Annotated in this window: 13 protein-coding genes and 2 pseudogenes; 8 read left to right on the forward strand and 7 right to left on the reverse strand. The window is 69.0% G+C overall.

Going from position 1 to position 16,885, the window contains the following annotated elements:
* Nucleotides 1-54 precede the first annotated feature (54 nt).
* From OG390_RS04080 to OG390_RS04095, 4 genes and pseudogenes are all read left to right on the forward strand, one after another.
* The gene (locus OG390_RS04080; protein WP_406165027.1) at nt 55-1,914 is read left to right on the forward strand and encodes a M1 family aminopeptidase; all 1,860 of its coding nucleotides are present in this window, start codon (nt 55-57) and stop codon (nt 1,912-1,914) included.
* 301 nt (nt 1,915-2,215) lie between these two features.
* Nucleotides 2,216-3,379: a S1 family peptidase gene (locus OG390_RS04085; RefSeq protein ID WP_406165028.1), complete on the forward strand. Its 1,164-nt coding sequence runs from the start codon at nt 2,216-2,218 to the stop codon at nt 3,377-3,379.
* 309 nt (nt 3,380-3,688) lie between these two features.
* Nucleotides 3,689-4,789: a PP2C family protein-serine/threonine phosphatase gene (locus tag OG390_RS04090; protein ID WP_406165029.1), complete on the forward strand. Its 1,101-nt coding sequence runs from the start codon at nt 3,689-3,691 to the stop codon at nt 4,787-4,789.
* A gap of 70 nt (nt 4,790-4,859) precedes the next feature.
* Nucleotides 4,860-5,237, forward strand: a pseudogene (locus tag OG390_RS04095) (tautomerase family protein); the annotation flags it as partial.
* Between the two features lie 84 nt (nt 5,238-5,321).
* On the opposite strand, the gene kstD reads toward OG390_RS04095, so the two are convergent.
* The gene (kstD, locus tag OG390_RS04100; protein ID WP_406165030.1) at nt 5,322-7,118 is read right to left on the reverse strand and encodes a 3-oxosteroid 1-dehydrogenase; all 1,797 of its coding nucleotides are present in this window, start codon (nt 7,116-7,118) and stop codon (nt 5,322-5,324) included.
* 249 nt (nt 7,119-7,367) lie between these two features.
* On the opposite strand from kstD, the gene OG390_RS04105 reads away from it, so the two are divergent.
* Nucleotides 7,368-9,011, forward strand: coding sequence for a GMC oxidoreductase (locus tag OG390_RS04105; RefSeq protein ID WP_406165031.1), 1,644 nt, complete (start codon nt 7,368-7,370; stop codon nt 9,009-9,011).
* Between the two features lie 34 nt (nt 9,012-9,045).
* Here the strand turns inward: OG390_RS04105 and OG390_RS04110 are convergent, their stop codons facing one another.
* Both OG390_RS04110 and OG390_RS04115 read right to left on the reverse strand, forming a co-directional pair.
* Nucleotides 9,046-9,525 (reverse strand): carboxymuconolactone decarboxylase family protein, encoded by a 480-nt coding sequence (locus OG390_RS04110; RefSeq protein ID WP_406177486.1) that lies wholly within the window; start codon nt 9,523-9,525, stop codon nt 9,046-9,048.
* Between the two features lie 9 nt (nt 9,526-9,534).
* The gene (locus OG390_RS04115) at nt 9,535-10,608 is read right to left on the reverse strand and encodes a dihydrodipicolinate reductase (protein ID WP_406165032.1); all 1,074 of its coding nucleotides are present in this window, start codon (nt 10,606-10,608) and stop codon (nt 9,535-9,537) included.
* 112 nt (nt 10,609-10,720) lie between these two features.
* Between OG390_RS04115 and OG390_RS04120 the strand changes: the two genes are divergently transcribed.
* On the forward strand, nt 10,721-11,341 hold the full coding sequence (locus OG390_RS04120) for an L-threonylcarbamoyladenylate synthase (protein WP_406165033.1): 621 nt from the start codon (nt 10,721-10,723) through the stop codon (nt 11,339-11,341).
* Between the two features lie 23 nt (nt 11,342-11,364).
* On the opposite strand, the pseudogene OG390_RS04125 reads toward OG390_RS04120, so the two are convergent.
* Nucleotides 11,365-12,348: pseudogene (locus OG390_RS04125) on the reverse strand (M20/M25/M40 family metallo-hydrolase); the annotation flags it as partial.
* Here OG390_RS04125 and OG390_RS04130 point away from each other — a divergent pair.
* Nucleotides 12,276-12,539 carry an Lrp/AsnC ligand binding domain-containing protein gene (locus OG390_RS04130; protein WP_406165034.1) on the forward strand — a complete coding sequence of 88 codons (264 nt, stop codon included), beginning with the start codon at nt 12,276-12,278 and terminating at the stop codon, nt 12,537-12,539. The pseudogene OG390_RS04125 and the gene OG390_RS04130 overlap by 73 nt on opposite strands.
* 79 nt (nt 12,540-12,618) lie before the next feature.
* Here OG390_RS04130 and OG390_RS04135 read toward each other — a convergent pair whose 3' ends face one another.
* Nucleotides 12,619-15,009 carry a M4 family metallopeptidase gene (locus tag OG390_RS04135; RefSeq protein WP_406165035.1) on the reverse strand — a complete coding sequence of 797 codons (2,391 nt, stop codon included), beginning with the start codon at nt 15,007-15,009 and terminating at the stop codon, nt 12,619-12,621.
* Nucleotides 15,006-15,131 (reverse strand): hypothetical protein, encoded by a 126-nt coding sequence (locus OG390_RS04140; protein ID WP_406165036.1) that lies wholly within the window; start codon nt 15,129-15,131, stop codon nt 15,006-15,008. The genes OG390_RS04135 and OG390_RS04140 overlap by 4 nt, the downstream gene beginning before the upstream one ends.
* 126 nt (nt 15,132-15,257) lie before the next feature.
* On the opposite strand from OG390_RS04140, the gene OG390_RS04145 reads away from it, so the two are divergent.
* On the forward strand, nt 15,258-15,851 hold the full coding sequence (locus OG390_RS04145; protein ID WP_406165037.1) for a hypothetical protein: 594 nt from the start codon (nt 15,258-15,260) through the stop codon (nt 15,849-15,851).
* 9 nt (nt 15,852-15,860) lie between these two features.
* Here OG390_RS04145 and OG390_RS04150 read toward each other — a convergent pair whose 3' ends face one another.
* Entirely contained in the window at nt 15,861-16,709 is an 849-nt protein-coding gene (locus tag OG390_RS04150; RefSeq protein ID WP_406165038.1) for an SMP-30/gluconolactonase/LRE family protein, read from the reverse strand.
* Nucleotides 16,710-16,885 lie beyond the last annotated feature (176 nt).

Genomic DNA, 16,885 nt, shown 5'->3' on the forward strand with positions numbered 1-16,885 from the left:
GTCCGGGCGGCTGTCGAGCAGGCCGGAATCCCGGCCGCCGTAAAGGAGTTTCGCGTGAGACCAACCCCCCGCAAGGCCCTCGCCGCGAGCGTACTCGTCCTCGCCGCGTCGGCCGGTGTCTCTGTCCCTGTCGCCCCTGCCGCAGCCACGCCGCATGCGGCACCTCGGGCTGCTGTCTGCACTCCGACCCGGGTGGTCACCAACGGTGGCTTCGAAAGCGGCACCTCGCCGTGGACCCAGTCGTCGTCCACCCTGATCACCAACCGCGCCGGGCAGACCGCCCACGGCGGCACCACTTTCGCCTGGCTGAACGGTGTCGGCAGCACGCACACCGACACGCTCTCCCAGAGCGTCACCATCCCGTCCGGATGCAGTAGCGCCACCCTCACCTTCTGGCTGCACATCGACACCGCCGAGACGACCTCGTCCACCGCGTACGACAAGCTGACGGCGAAGATCGGCAGCACGACGCTGGCGACGTACTCGAACCTGAACAAGAACACCGGCTATGCGCAGAAGTCGTTCGACGTGTCGTCGTTCGCGGGCCAGACCGTCAACGTCGCCTTCACCGGCACCGAGGACTTCAGCCTTCAGACGAGCTTCGTCCTCGACGACGTCGCCCTCAACACCTCCGGCGACACGACCCCGCCGGCGGACTCCACGCGCACCCCGGCCGCGCCCGCGTACACCGTCAATCTGAGCAGCAACACCAGCGGCACCGTCTGGACCGGTCACGAGAGCGCGGTCTTCACCAACGCGTCCTCGACCGCGCTCAGCGAGGTGTACCTGAGACTGTGGGACAACTACCACGGCACCTGCTCCGCCATGCCGATCACGGTCAGCAACGTCACGGGCGGCACCACGGGCGCCCTGTCGGTCGGCTGCACGGCCCTGAAGATCGACCTGTCGACACCGCTGGCGCAGGGGCAGACCGCCACGATCGGCTTCGACCTCGCCATCACCGTCCCCAGCGGGGCCGACCGCTTCGGCCACGACGGGGCCTTCAGCTTCATCGGCAACGCGCTGCCCGTCCTCGCGGTCAAGGGCGGATCCGGCTGGCACCTCGACCCGTACACCAACAACGGCGAGTCGTTCTACTCCCTGGCCGCCGACTTCAAGGTGACCCTCGACCATCCGAGCACCCTGCTGGTACCGGCCACCGGCGCCTCGGTCGACACACCCGGCTCCAGCGGACGCACGGTCACCACGGCCACCGCCTCGAAGGTCCGTGACTTCGCCTGGGCGGCGGGCCCCTTCAGCAAGATCTCCGGCACCTCGACGGCCGGCACCCCGGTGAACGTCTACTCCGTCTCGGGCATCAGCTCGTCCGACGCGCAGTCGATGCTCACCACCGCCAAGACCGCCGTGGACGCCCACGCGGCACGCTTCGGCGCCTACCCGTACGGCGAGTTGGACGCGGTGATCGACAACAACTTCTGGTTCGGCGGCATGGAGTATCCGGGGTTCGTCCTCGACCTGGTCAGCACGACGGCGCTCACCCATGAGATCGGACACCAGTGGTGGTACGGGATCGTCGGCGACGACGAGTACAACAGCCCGTGGCTCGATGAGGCGTTCACCGACTACGCCACCGATCTGGCGCTCAACAAGACCGGCACCAACTGCTGGAACAGCGTCTCGTGGGCCTCGTCGGCGGAGAAGATCACCAACTCGATGGCCTACTGGGACGCGCACTCCTCCCGTTACTCCACCGTCGTCTACGGATACGGCAAATGCGCGCTGCACGATCTGCGCCGCGTCCTCGGCGACAGCGTCATGGCCAAGTTCATGAAGGACTACGCCACTTCGCACTGGTACGGCGTCTCGACCACGGCCGAGTTCAAGGCCGCCGCCCAGGCCGCCACGACCACGGACCTGACCTCGTTCTGGACGCAGCACCGCATCGACGGCTGACAAGGCACCGGTTCGCCGCGGGTGGCGCTCTTCGCCATCACCCGCGGCGAACCTGTACAGGGACCCCTGGGACCTCAGACGCCGCGAGGACGTGCGGTCCGCAGACCGCCTCCCGATCGGCGGCACCTCGGTCCAGGGTCAGCAGCCGTGGCGGCTGAGCCGCGAATCCAGCAATGGCTTGCATTGGCATGGACCTGCCCTTGATCCGTGACTACCGTCGTCGACGCACAGTCTTGAGAGCGCTCTCTCCCTGCCCTTCCGCTCCACTCCCCCATGACCGGAACGACGAAAGGCAACTCCCTTGAGACGCACAACAGTACTGCGGGTCGCCCTGTCCGCGGCCTTGGCCGTGAGCACCGTGGCCGCAACCCTCACGACCCAGGCGTCCGCAGCCGACGCCCCCACCGCCACTCCCTCCCGCGCGACGGGCGCTCCCGGATCACCGGCCCTGATCACCGCCATGGAGCGGGATCTCGGCCTGTCGAGCAGCCAGGCCACCGCCCGGCTCAAGGCCGAGGCGACGGCGCGCGTCGTCGAGCGAGCCGCCCGGCGCGCCGCGGGCGGCTCGTACGGCGGCTCGTGGTTCGAGGCCAAGAGCGGCCGCCTCACCGTCGCGATCGCCGACAGCGCGCGAAGGAAGGCCGTTGAGGCCACGGGCGCCCGGGCCGTTCTTGTCGAGCACACCGAACGGCAGCTCGACGCCACCATGGCAAGGATCGACACCCTCGACGCCCCACCGAGCGTCGGCGGCTGGCATGTCGATCCGCGGCGCAACTCGGTCGTCGTCAGCGTGGTCGTCGCACGGCGGGATGACAACGATGTCCGGACGTTCCTGACGCGCGCTCGCCAGGCCGGACCGGTGATCGGGCAAGAGACGCAGCAGGCGCCACACACGCTGGCCGCCGGAACGGTGGGCGGAGACCCCTACTACACGGGCAACGTCCGCTGCTCCATCGGCTTCTCCGTGTACGGGGGCTTCGTCACCGCCGGACACTGCGGACAGCCCGGCGCCGGCGTGAGCGGCTGGGACCACAGCTACATCGGCAACTTCCAAGGCTCCTCCTTCCCCGACAACGACTACGCCTGGGTCAACGTCGGCAGCGGCTGGTGGACCGTGCCCGTCGTCCTGGGCTGGGGAACCGTCTCCGACCAACTCGTCCGGGGATCGGCGGAAGCCCCCATCGGTGCGTCCGTCTGCCGTTCGGGCTCCACCTCGCACTGGCACTGTGGCACCGTGCTGGCCAAGAACGAGACCGTCAACTACAGCCAGGGCGCCGTGCACCAAATGACGAAGACGAGCGTCTGCGCCGAACCCGGGGACTCCGGCGGCTCCTTCATCAGCGGTGACCAGGCCCAGGGCGTCACCTCGGGCGGCTGGGGCAACTGCAGCAGCGGCGGCGAAACCTGGTACCAGCCGATCAACGAGATCCTGAACCGCTACGGGCTCACCCTTCACACCGCCTGACCGGACCTGCCGCCGGTGCAGCAGACCGTTCCGGCACCCTCCACGTGTCACAACGGTGCCCGGCGGCAGCGAGCCGCGGGACGGGCTGCGCCGGCCGCGGGGGCCGGGGCTGCCGGCAGCGCTACGCCGCGTGGCCACAGAGCGCAGCCGTGTCAGTGCGGACGGCTTCCACGTGCATGCGGCCTGCCCCCGCACGGATGTTGACGCGCTCGACGACTGTGATCGTCGCGATGAAGGTGCCGTTCGCGGGTGGATCGGAATGCGCGGTGGGCCCGAACGGAGGAGCGTGGTGATGTAAGGAGGAGCGCCATGGCCGGCAGGGTCGCTTCCGGGAGGCGGGACAGCGAGGACCGGGGGTGGCTGTATGGTTCGCCGCCTCCGCGCTTGGTGCGCGTGCTGCCGCCGGCACTACTGGTGGGGGTCTGTGCGGCCGAGCTCATCAGTCACGAGCCGCTGGACATCGGATTTCTGCTGGGCGCCATTCCGTCGCTGGCCGTGCTCTCGTACGGGCCGGTGGCCACGGGCGTATTCGGTTGCATCGTCGTCCTGCTGTTGAACCTCCCGATCCTGCGGCTCAACCACCCGGGCAATACCGACCTGTGGACCATCAGCTTCATCGCCGTGCTGAGCGTCCTCGCGTCCCTGGTCCGCAGTCGGCGGGACGAACACCTGGTGACGGTGCGCAGCGTCGCGGAAGCCGCCCAGCTCGCCGTTCTGCCGCCGCTTCCCGAGCGCGTCGGCCCCGTGCGCTGCACCGGTCTGTACCGGGCGGCACAGCGCGAGACGCTGGTCGGCGGCGACTTCTTCGATGTGCGCGACGGGCCCTACGGCGTTCGGGCCCTGATGGGCGATGTACGGGGGCACGGGCTGGCGGCCGTGGGCACGGTCACCTCGCTGCTCGGAGCCTTCCGGGAGGCAGTGCTCGACCAGCGCGACCTGGAGGCGGCCGCGGCCCGCCTCGATCGCCGACTGGTCGTGGACTCTGCGGGAACCGAGCATGCCGAGCTGTTCGCGACCGCCGTACTCCTGGAGTTCCCACCCGGCGCCGACACGGTGCGACTGGTGTCCTGCGGGCATCCACGGCCGCTGCTGCTGCGCGGGGCGGAGGCCGTCGAACTCGATCTCGAGGCCGGGGTTCCGCTGGGTCTCGGGCTCCTCGACGTCTCCGGCCCGCAGGGGCGCACCGTCCGCCTCGAGCCCGGTGACCGGCTGTTCCTGGCATCCGACGGAGTGACGGAGGGCCGGGACGACACCGGCTCCTTCTACCCATTGGCCGATCGTCTGACGAAGTTCGCGGAGGATTCGCCGACCGCGCTGATCGACGGTGTGTGGGAGGACCTCGTCCAGTTCTGCGCATCGGTTCGCGACGATGTGACCATGCTGGTTCTCACGCCGCTGCGCGAGCCTTGAGAGTGTACCTACCAGTATGTACGATCGCGATCGGGGAAGCGTGGGCCCGGCGACGAGGAGAACCGCTGACATGCCCTACGTTCGCATTGACGCGTTGGGGAGCCGACGGCGACCGGCTCGACGCGCTCGGGCGGGCCGTGCACGACGCCCTGGTGGAGACGATCGGTTTCCCGCCCGACGACCGGTTCCGGATCCTGGTGGGACACGACGGCGCCGGCAGCACGCTGCGCTACGACGACTACCTCGGTGTGCACCACGACGACGGCATCGCGTTCGTCGCGATCACCTTGCGCTCCGGACGCACATCCGAGCAGAAGCAGGCCCTGTACCGACGGATCGCCGAGCTCGCCACGAGTACGCGGGGGCCGAGCCGCGGAACGTGTTCATCACCGTGACCGAGAACGAGTCGATCAACTGGTCGTTCGGCCACGGGATGGCGCAGTACTCCGTTTCACCCGATGCCGTCGACCCACCATCGGCGCTCGCCGGCGACCAGGGTCCGGCCCCATCGAGGGGAGAGGGCCCGGCGCGTTCAGGCCGTCGCCGCGATGTCCAGCGCCGCGATGTAGCCGAACGTCATCGCCGGACCGATCGTCGAGCCGGCGCCCGCGTAGCTGTGCCCCATGACCGCCGCGCTCGCGTTCCCGGCCGCGTACAGGCCGGGAATCACGGAGCCGTCCGCGCGCAGCACGCGGGCGCGGGCGTCCGTACGCAGTCCGCCCTTGGTGCCCAGATCGCCAGGGACGATCTTGAAGGCGTAGTACGGGGCCAGCCACAGGGGGGCCAGAGAGGGGTTGGGGAGGATCGCGGGGTCCGTGTAGTAGTGGTCGTAGACGCCGTCGCCGCGATGGAAGTCGGTGTCCTTGCCGCTGCGGGCGAGGCCGTTGAAGCGGCTGACGGTGGTGCGCAGGGCGGCCGCGGGTACACCGATCGCGACGGCCAGGGCGTCCAGCGTCCATGCCTTGTGCGCGGCGCCGGACGTGTACCACGCGTCGGGGAACGTGAACGTCGGCACGACGTCCTTGAAGAGGTAGCGGTTGCGGTAGTTCTGGTCGACGATCAACCAGGCCGGAATGTCGGGCGCGGCGGCGTCGCGCTCGTACATGATGTGCACGACGTCGCTGTAGGGGGCGGCCTCGTTGACAAAGCGGGCTCCGGCGGCGTTGACCAACAGCCCGCCGGGCAGGGTGCGTTCGGCGAGGCAGAAGTAGGGCTGGTCGGGCAGCGGGATCGCCGGGCCCCACCAGGCGTCGTCCATCAGGTCGAGCGCCGCCCCGGCCCGCTCCCCCGCCCGGATGCCGTCGCCGGTGTTCTCCTTGGCGCCCACCGTCCACGCGGTGCCGATCGGCTGCCGCTGGTACTGGGCGCGCATCGCCGCGCTGTGCTCGAAGCCGCCGGAGCCGACAATCACCCCGCGCCGGGCCCTGACCAGGCCTGATGTGCCGTTCTGGGTGACCACGGCGCCGGTGACGGCTCCGTTCTCCACATAGAGATCGGACAGCGGGGTGTGCAGCCACACCGGCACCTGGGCGGCGAGCAGTCCGGCACGCAGGCCGGCCGCCAGCGACTGGCCCATCGTCAGGGGCTTTTGGCCCAGCAGTGCCGCCTTGGCGCCGCGGGCGAGGCATTCGGTGGCGACGGCGGCACCCTTTGCGCTGACGGCGGAGAGGGTGAGCCATTTGTAGTCGGCGCTGAAGACGACCATGCCGCTCGGGACGGTCATGTACGACGGGTTCAGGCGGGCGAGTTCGGCGCCGAGGATGTTTCCATCGAGCTGGTCGGGCTCGATGGAGCGGCCGTTCGGCAGCCCGCCGGGCAACTCGGGGTAGTAGTCGCTGTAACCCTCCATCCAGCGGAAGCGGAGCGGGCTGTTGGCCATGACGAAGGAGATCATGGCAGGTCCGTGGCCGAGGAAGGCCTGTTGGCGGTCCGCGGAGACATCGGGGCCGACCACCGCGGACAGGTACGTGGTGGCCTTCGCCGGGGTGTCCGGGACACCGGCGGCGAGGATCACCGGGTTGTTCGGGATCCAGATACCCGCGCCGGAGCGTGCCGCCGATCCCCCGAAGGTGGCCGCCTTCTCCACGACGACGCAGCTCAGCCCCTGTTTCGCGGCCGTCAGCGCGGCGGTCATACCCGCCGCTCCGGAACCGATCACCACGACGTCGTACGTGCCGAGCAGGGGCAGGTCGGCCGCCTCGGTGACAGCCGGGAGGCCTGCCGCGAGCGCGAGCCCGGCGCCCGTCGCGGCGCCGAGCACATGACGCCGCGACGGGCCGGGAGCCGAGAAGGATGCGGTACGTCTGACGGGATCCGCGCTCGTGGACATGGCAGGGCGCTCCAGCAGGACGAAGGAATGTGAGGCGTGCCGTACTCCGGGAGCCAACCGGCCCCAGCCACAGCAGTTCTGATGCAGCGTCAGGAATGTCGCGCGGGGGTCTTGCGAAGTCAAGACACGCAAGGCCCATCGCGCCGGACCACCCCAAGATCGGACACAAGTTACCTAGAGGTATGTAGTGACTTAACAAGCCAGCAACAGTAGAACGTGTTCCCACTCATCGAGAGTGAGGAGCGTCACATGAGTGACACTACCCAGCAAAACAAGGATTCCAGGGGTGTCTCACGCCGAAGATTCATCACTGGAACTGGTTCTATTATTGGAGCCGTGGCTCTTGCGGGTCATCCAGCGGCGGCTCAGGAACAGGCCGTCACGGCGGCCGGACCGATCGCCTCCGGAGCCCATGTCCCCGTCCTGGTGATCGGCACCGGGTACGGCGGCTCGGTCGCCGCCCTGCGACTGGCGCAGGCCGGTATCGACGTCCAGATGATCGAGATGGGGATGGCCTGGGACACCCCGGGCTCGGACGGCAAGATCTTCGCCAACACGACGAGCCCGGACTACCGGTCGTACTGGCTGCGCACCAGGACCAAGCAGCCCATCAGCAACTTCCTCGGCTTCCCGATCGACAAGGACGTCCCCCGCCACACCGGGATCCTGGACGCCGAGGAGATGGGCCAGATCATCGTGTACCAGGGGCGCGGCGTCGGCGGCGGCTCGCTGGTCAACGGCGGTATGGCGGTCACCCCCAAGCGGGAGAACTTCGGCGCCGTCCTCCCGTCGGTGAACGCCGACGAGATGTACGGCACTTATTACCCGCGCGCCAATGCCGGACTCGGGGTCGCGACCGTGGACCCGACGTGGTTCGACAGCACCGACTGCTACCAGTACGCGCGCGTCGGCCGTAAGCAGGCCCAGCGTTCCGGCTTCCCCTTCGTCTTCGTACCCGACGTGTACGACTGGGACTACATGGAACAGGAGGCTGCCGGAACCGTTCCCAAGTCGGCGCTGGCGGGCGAGATCCTCTACGGCAACAACTACGGCAAGAAGTCCCTGCAGAAGACCTACCTCGCGCAGGCCAAGGCCACCGGCAGGGTCACCATCTCACCGCTGCACAAGGTGACTTCGGTCTCACCCGCGGCCGGCGGCGGCTACACCGTCCTCATCGACCAGATCAACACCACCGGCGACACCACGGCCACGAAAACCGTCACCGCTGACCGGGTGTTCTTCGCGGCCGGCAGCGTCGGCACCAGCAAGCTGCTCGTCAAGCTGAAGGCCACCGGAGCCCTGCCCGGCCTCAACGACCAGATCGGCAAGGGCTGGGGCGACAACGGCAACGTCATGTGCGGTCGCGCCAACCACCTGTGGGACCCGACCGGCGCGCTCCAGTCGAGCATCCCCTGCGGCGGCATCGACAACTGGACCGCCGGTGGCGCGTTCGCCGAGGTCGCGCCGCTGCCCACCGGGATCGAGACGTTCGCGTCGTTCTATCTCTCCATCACCAACAACCCGAATCGCGCCCAGTTCTCCTGGAACGCCGCCACCGGCAACGTCGATCTGAACTGGCAGACGGCCTGGAAGCAGCCGTCCATCGACATGGCCAAGTCGATCTTCGACAAGATCAACGCGAAGGAGGGGACGATCTACCGGACCGACCTCTTCGGCACGTACAAGATCTGGGGCGACCACCTCACGTACCACCCGCTCGGCGGCGCGGTGCTCAACAAGGCCACCGACAACTACGGTCGTCTGCAGGGCCATTCCGGCCTGTACGTCATCGACGGCTCGCTGATCCCCGGCAACACGAGCGTCAACCCGTTCGTCACCATCACGGCGCTCGCCGAACGGAACATCGAGAAGATCATCGCCACCGACCTCTGACGCCGGCCGGGGCCCGAAACCGTGCCGGGCCCGCTCAGTGGGTGGGCAGCACGCACACGGTGTCCAGGCCCAGCACATGGTTGAGCCGGCCGAACGCCAGCCAGGAGCCTATGCTCATGCTCAGCTCCACGATCTCGCGCTGGCTGTAATGCGCGGTCATCCGAGTCCAGAACTCGTCGTCCAGTCCGTGGTGATCCAGTGCGTACCGCTCGGCGTACTCCGCGGCCAGCCGGGTGCGGTCGTCGAAGGCGTCGGTGGTACGCCACTGGGTCACCGCGTCGGCGAACTCCTCCTCGACCTTCTGCCCGTCCCGCTCCGTGCGCCAGTCGAGGCAGAACAGGCACCCGTTGATCTGCGCGATGCGCAGCCGCGCGGCCTCGAACTCGCGCAGTCCCAGGGTCGTGTGCTCGTACACCGAGAGCGAGAAGTTCGCGGCCGCCATGCCGATGCCGGGGACCATCTCCCCCCACACGTACCCGATCGGCTCCTGGCCCTCGGGGATGTCGATGTGCATCGTCATGGGTCACTTCCTTCCGAGTCTGCCGACTGCGGGACGCAGCGGGACGTCGAGCGCGTCGTAGAGTCCGGGTTGCGCGTCCACGAGCCAGTCGATGGCGCCCACCAGCCGACCGACCGCGGTGGCATTGCCGCCCGCTGAGCGGTTCTCGCCTTCGTCGGTGGCCTCCACGGTGACCTGGATGCGCGGTCGGCCCTCGATGATCACGCGATGGGCTCCGTCGCCGTCGGGCGGCGTCGGCCAGTCCGGTGCGCAGGACGGGTGAATCCGGGTGACGTGCTCGATGACGATCCGGGGTTCGCCCCCGACGATCCCCTGCACCTCGAACCGGACCGCGCCTTGGTTTCCGGCCTCGAACTCGCCCATCGTGCGCGTGCTCACCGTGGCCTCCAGCGGGCGCCGCTCCACGGTCTCGCGGATCTCGTCGAGTGCGACGCCCAGCGCCCTGGCCATCAGCCGTACCTGCCCGCCCCACACCATGGTGGGGATCGACGGCGCGAGCATCAGCGGTTCGTAGTCCATCGGCTGGCCCATGCCGACCAGATACCGAACGGATTCTTCCTGTTCGTACGTGGAGTAGTCGAAGATCTCCTGGCAGCGGATCGCGTCCACCTCGGTGCCGAGTCCGCTGATCAGCAGGGGCAGGACGTCGTTGCCCCAGCCGGGGTCGACACCGGAGACGAACAGGGAGCCGCCGCCGTCCTCGATGGCGGCGAGCACCGGATCCCGGAACTCGGGCGGGGCATTGCGCTGGTCGTAGAGCGGATAGAGCGCGGGGGTGACAACGACGGCTCCGGCGCGGATCGCCCTGCCGATGTCGGCGAGGGCCTCGTCGGGCCGGATGTCGCCGGACGCCGCGTACACCACTGCCTGCGGTCCGGTGGCCAGCACGGCGTCGACGTCGTCGGTCGCCGCGACCCCCAGTCCGTGGTCCAGCCCGGCGAGGTCACCGGCGTCGCGGCCGACCTTGTCGGGGTTGTGCACGAGCACGGCCGCGAGTTTCAGCGCCGGATGGGCCTCGACGGCGCGGATGGCCGCGCGGCCGACATTGCCGGTACCCCAGACCACCGTGGAAATCATGCGGCGGAGGGTAGCGAGAGGACCTCAAGGTTCCTATAGCCGTGAGCGGTGAAGATGTGTGAGGCGAGCGCCGGTCGGCCGGACAGGCGCTCCGCGGATCTAAGCTCGGCGCATGGCCAAGTACTTCGACGTGCACCCGGAAAACCCACAGCGGCGCATCATCGGCCAGGTGGTCGACATCGTTCGCTCCGGAGGGCTCATCGTCTATCCGACGGACTCCTGCTTCGCGCTCGGGTGCGCGCTGGGCAACCGGGAGGGGCTCGACCGCATCCGCTCGATCCGCCAGCTCGACGAGCGGCACCACTTCACCCTGATGTGCCAGGACTTCGCGCAGCTGGGCCACTTCGTACGCGTCGACAACGCGGTGTTCCGTACGGTCAAGGCGGCTACCCCCGGCAACTACACCTTCATCCTCCCGGCGACGAAGGAGGCACCCCGCAGACTACTGCATCCGAAGAAGAAGACGGTCGGGGTGCGGATCCCCGACCATCTCGTGGCCCAGGCACTCCTCGCCGAACTCGGTGAACCGCTGTTGTCGAGCACCCTTCTCCTGCCCCACGAGGACAAACCCCTCACCCAGGGGTGGGAGATCAAGGAGCAGCTCGATCACGCGGTGGACGCGGTGATCGACTCCGGTGACTGCGGCACCGAGCCGACGACCGTCATCGACTTCTCCGGCCCAGAACCGGAGATCGTACGTCTGGGGGCCGGAGATCCCTCACGGTTCGAGTAGTCCCGGATCAACCAGGGCAACCGCTATTTGGTACCGACCGTGCGCAGTGCGGCGAGCACCAACGTACGGGTGACGGCCACGACTTCGGCGAGGTGTACCTGCTCCCGCGGACCGTGCGCCAGTCGCACGTCGCCGGGTCCGTACTGCACGGTGGGTACGCCCGCCGCGCTGTACAGCCGCAGGTCGCTGCCGTAGGGCGCACCGTGTTCGTGCGGGCGGTGACCTCCGGTGACCTCGGCGTGCGCGCCACCGACCAACGCCGCGAGCGGGTGCCCGGCCGGCAGGCGTCCGCTGGCGAACCGGCCGCCGGGCCAGGACACCGTGGCGGGGTGGACGCGTAGCCAGGCGTCGTCCGCGCAGGCTTCGGCGACGCACGTCTCCAGTTCCGTACGCGCCTGCGCCGGGTCCTCACCGAGCCGGACACCCAGTCTTCCCTCGACCACGAGCAGGTCGGGGACGCTGCTGGCCCAGTCGCCGGAGCGGACCGTGCCCACGGACAGCGGGTAGGGGATGGGGTATTCGGCCATCAGGGGGTGCGGGTCGGTGTTGCGGCCGGCTTCAAGACGGCCGAGTGCGCGATGTATCGGCAGGTAGGCGTCGAGGGCGCTGACTCCCGCGTAACGCGTGCTGCCGTGGGTGGCTTTGCCGGGCACCTCGATCCGAAAGGTCAGCGCCCCGGCGTTCGCGGTCACGAGTGTGGCGCTGGTCGGTTCGGTGATGATGCAGGCGTCACCGATGTGGCCGCGCCGGAGTGTGCCGAACGCGCCGAGCCCGCCGTCTTCCTCGCCGACCACGAAGTGGGCCGCGACACGGCCGCGCAGCTCGGCCCCCGCGGCGCGGATCGCCGCCAGGGCGGCGAGCACAGCCGCCACTCCTGCCTTCATGTCGCAGGCGCCGCGAGCCCGGACCACATCTCCGGCGCAGCGGGCGACGAATGGATCCCCCGCCCACTGCGCGCGGTCACCGGGTGGTACGACGCCGACATGGCCCTGGAGTATCAGGGTCGGCGCTGGAGGACATCCCGGAGGTCGTCGAGGCCTGTACTGTATCCGGCGCCGCGGACGCGGTCCTGCACATGCTGGCCAGGGACATCACCCACTTGGAACAGGCCATCCAGCACGTCCGGGCCACCGCCCCCGTCGAGCGCACCGAGAGCGTCATCGTGCTCTCCCGGCTGATCGAGCGGCCACGCCTGTGAGCGGTGCGGGGCCGCGACGCGGCTCGTCCTCACGGACGAGCCGCGTCGCGGCCGTCGCGGAGATATCAGGTGGTGCGGATCAGCTCGTCGTCAGGGCCGTGTCGTCCACGACGAAGCTGGTCTGGAGGGAGAAGTCCTCGAAGCCGCTGAACTTCAGCGTGACGGTGGTACCGGCGAAAGAGGACAGGTCGAAGGACTTCTGGGTATACCCGGTGGCCTTGTTGAGGTTGGAGTAGGTCGCCAGGGTGGTCGAACCGGCGGTCACGGTCAGCTTGTCGTACTGGATGCTGGTGGTGGTCTCCGCGCTGTCGATGTGCAGGTAGAAGGTGAGGGTGGCCTTGCAGCCGGACGGGACCGTCACCGACTGGGACAGCGTGTCGGTGTGCGTGGAGCCGTAGCCGTCCAGCCAGGCCTTGTACGAGCCGCCGTGGGCCGCCTGGCTGCTGGAGTTGGTGATGACACCGCTGGTGGCGGTCCAGGTGGTGTTGCCGGACTCGAAGCCCGGGTTGCCCAGCAGTTGGGTCGAGGTGCAGGTGCCGCCGCCCGAGGAGCTGACCGTCCAGGTGAAGGACGCGGTGCCGGTCGCGCCGGTGCTGTCGGTCACGGTGACGGTCGTGCTGTATGTCCCGGCGGTGGTCGGAGTGCCCGAGATGACACCGGTGGAGCTGTTGATCGACAGGCCGGTCGGCAGTCCGGTGGCGGCGTACGTCAGTGCGCCGCTGTTGGTGCTGCTGGCCGACACCTGCAAGCTCACCGCCGTACCGACGGTGGAGGACTGGCTGCCGGGGTTGGTGACGGTCACACCGGTCGACGGCGGGGTGACGTGCGCGCCGACATTGATGCCCGCGAAGGCGTTCGCCACCCCGGCGTACTGGGTGGAATTGGCGCCGTACAGGGCAGTGGCGGCGTTGAGGGCGGCGGTCCGGGCGCCCGCGTAGTTGGTGCTGGACGTCATGTACGTCGTCAGCGCCTTGTACCAGATCTGCAGCGCGGCGGCCCGGCCGATGCCGGCGACGGCGACGCCGTCGGAGGTCGGCGAGTTGTAGGTGACGCCGTTGATGGTCTTGGTGCCACTGCCCTCGGAGAGCAGGTAGAACATGTGGTTCGCCGGGCCCGAGGAGTAGTGGACGTCCAGGTTGCCGACGCCGGAGTACCAACTGTCGGCGGAGCCGCCGTCCTTGCTGGGCTTGTCCATGTAGCGCAGCGGGGTGCCGTCGCCGTTGATGTCGATCTTCTCGCCGATGAGGTAGTCACCGACGTCGCTGCTGTTGCCCGCGTAGAACTCCACGCCGGTGCCGAAGATGTCGGACGTGGCCTCGTTGAGGCCGCCGGACTCACCGCTGTAGTCCAATCCCGCGGTGTTGGAGGTGACGCCGTGGCTCATCTCGTGGCCGGCCACGTCGAGCGAGGTGAGGGCATGGGTGCCGCCCGAGCCGTCGCCGTAGGTCATGCAGAAGCAGTCGTCGTCCCAGAAGGCGTTGACGTACGCCGTGCTGTAGTGGACGCGTGAGTAGGCGGCGACGCCGTCGTTCTTGATGCCGCTGCGGCCGAAGGTGTTCTTGTAGAAGTCCCAGGTCGTCTGAGCGCCGTACGCGGCGTCGGCACCGGCGGTCTGGGTGTTGGAGCCGGATCCGGTGCCCCAGGTGTCGTCGGAGTCGGTCATCAACGTGCCCGTACCCGACGTGCCGTTGTTGAGGCTGTACGTCTTGTGGCCGCCGCGCGTGGTGTCGTACAGCTGGTACGTCGAGCCGGACAGGGTCGTGTTGAGCGTCACCGTGCCGCTGTACTGCGTGTTGCCGGTGCCGGTCTCGATGCCCTGATAGCGGTGGAGTTCCTTGCCGGTCGTGGCGTCGGTGACGACATGCAGCTTGCTCGGGGTGCCGTCCTCCTGGAGGCCACTGATCACGGTCTCCCAGGCGAGCCTGGGGGCGCCGGTGCCCGCCCAGATCACCTTGCGGGCACTGTCGGTCGTGGGCCGTACTGCGTCGAGCGCCTTGGCGGCCTTCAACGCCTTGGTGGTGGCGCCCGACTTGGTGAACGTCGCGGCGGTGGAAGCAACCTTGAGGGTGTGCCTGTTGTTGAAGGTGGTGCTCACCGTGCCGGAGGCCAGGGAGGTCGGCGGCGTGTGGACGACGATGTCGCCGCCCAGTACCGGGAGACCGGCATAGGTGCGCTCATATCGGGTGTGGAGCGTGCCGTCGTTGTCCTTGACGACGTCCTTGACGACGAGCTTTTCCTTGGGGCCGAGGCCCAGGGAGTCGGCGGCCGCCGCGGTCTGCTGGGATGCCTTCTTCAGCAGCGCCGTGTGCTGGGCCGGGGTGAGTTCGGCCTCCATGCCTCCGGTGCGCAGGGGGCTGGGATGGGGGGCGGGCTTGGCGGCCGCCGGAACCGACTGTATGCCGACGGCCAGGAACGCGGCGGTGGCCACCAGGGCTCCGGCCGCGGTCGCCTGGCGGGGGATTCGTCTCACTCGTACTCCTTCTGCGACAGCCGCGCGTCGGCGGCCGGTGACAGACCGGGCAGACGGGATGTGCTGTCCGGGACGAGCTGAGCAGGGGTGTGCGGGAGCGTGACCGTGCGCAGCCCGTGCACGACCTCAGTGACAGGTGGCGCGCGGCCTGCGGGACTGGCGGGGGAAGAGTCGCATCGTTGACTGATGCATGACATGCCCTGGGGAATTTTCGAGGGTTATCCCTAGACGTGGTCCACAATCAGCGCATGCACGTCCCCGACATACTCGAAGCGGCCGGACTCTTGGTCCCCGAAAAGACCGCCACCAAGAACGACATCACGGTGCGCGACGTCTGGGAATACCTCGTCGCCGACGACTGGGAGACCGCGCTCGGCCTGTTGGAGGAGTTCGGGAACGCCGGGCCGCTGCCTTTGACGTTCTGGGAGACCCTGGGCGACGTCGCCGAGCAGCTGTGTATGGCACGGAGTGCGGCCTGGTGCCATTGGCGCTCTTCCGAAATCCGCAACGGCGTGATCCGGGCGGACCTGACGCTTCGTCCGGCCGGGGAGGGCCGCCGTTCAACGCCCCTCGACGGGGCGGGCGTTCTTCGGCCGATGTGGGACATCGGGCACAGAACGGCTACCGGCGAACGGTCGGTCAACATCGCGGCGCTGTGGCTCGAGGACGTGCCCTTCCTCGAGCCCGGTGGCCGGTGCCGGGTGCGACTCGTGCCCTTCGTTCCCGCCTCGTGGGAGCATCTTGAGCCGGGCCGCCGGATCACCCTGCACGAGGGCCGAGCCGTGGCCGGCACCGCGATCGTCCTGGAAGTACGCCCGCCCGTCGGCCGGTCGGCGGGGTGATCGCCCGTCTCACGGCCAGCCGGCCCCCGGCACCTCGACCTCGGTGGCGAGCACCTGCCCGGATCCGGGTGTCACCAGCTCGGATGCCGTCATCCCCTGCCACCCGGCGGCCACGATGAAAAGGGTCGTTCCGTCGCGACCGCCCAGTGCGCAGGCGAAGCCGCCCCGGTCCAGGTCGACCCGGTCCAGCACCGCGCCGCCCTCCGCGACGCGCACACAGCACCGGCCCGGCACATCGGCGTACCAGACGGCGTTCTGCGCGTCGACGCAGATGCCGTCCGGGGTCCCCTCCCCGAGGTCGGCCCAGACCCGCCGGCCGGACAGCCCACCGTCCGCGCCGATGTCGAAGGCCACCAGGCTGTGCCGGTACGAGTCCGCCACGATCAGCGTGGAATTGTCGGGCGTCACCGCCATCCCGTTGGGGAACGCGATGTCATCGGCCACCTGGCGCGCCGAGCCGTCCGGCGTGACCAGTGAGACCGAGCCCGGCTTGAAGGCCTCCCCCGCCATGGGGTTGAAGTCGGCGCGATTGACGTAGATGTTGCCGCGGCCGTCGATCACGATGTCGTTCCAACCCGGCCTGCCCAGGTCCGCACAGGTGCCCAGCGAGCCGTCGGGTTCCCGGCGCAGCAGTTGCCCGTCCGGCGACGAGACGATCACCATCCGCCCGTCGGGGAGCCAGGCGGTGCACAGCGGCAGCGACGCCACGCGTGCGATCACCTCGCTGCGGCCGGCCGGATCGACGGCGACGACCTCGCCGGCCGACCAGTCGGAGAAGTACAACCGGTCACCTTGCCAGCGCGGCGATTCGACCAGTCCCCGTCCGCCGAGCAGCGTCCGTACCTCGTTCATCCTCATCACAGCCCTCGTCCGGGTCGGCCCGACGCCGACGTCCCACTACCTGAACGAACGGCCACCGGCCGAATCGACAGGCTGCCGCCGGCCGAATGGACGGGTTGCCGCGGGGCAGGGTCGGGCTCTCACCCGATTCTGCTGTCGGGCGGCGAGTCGGTAGGGCTCACCTCGAAGCTCGT

The organism is Streptomyces sp. NBC_00996 (genome assembly GCF_045162675.1).
Lineage (GTDB): Bacteria > Actinomycetota > Actinomycetes > Streptomycetales > Streptomycetaceae > Streptomyces.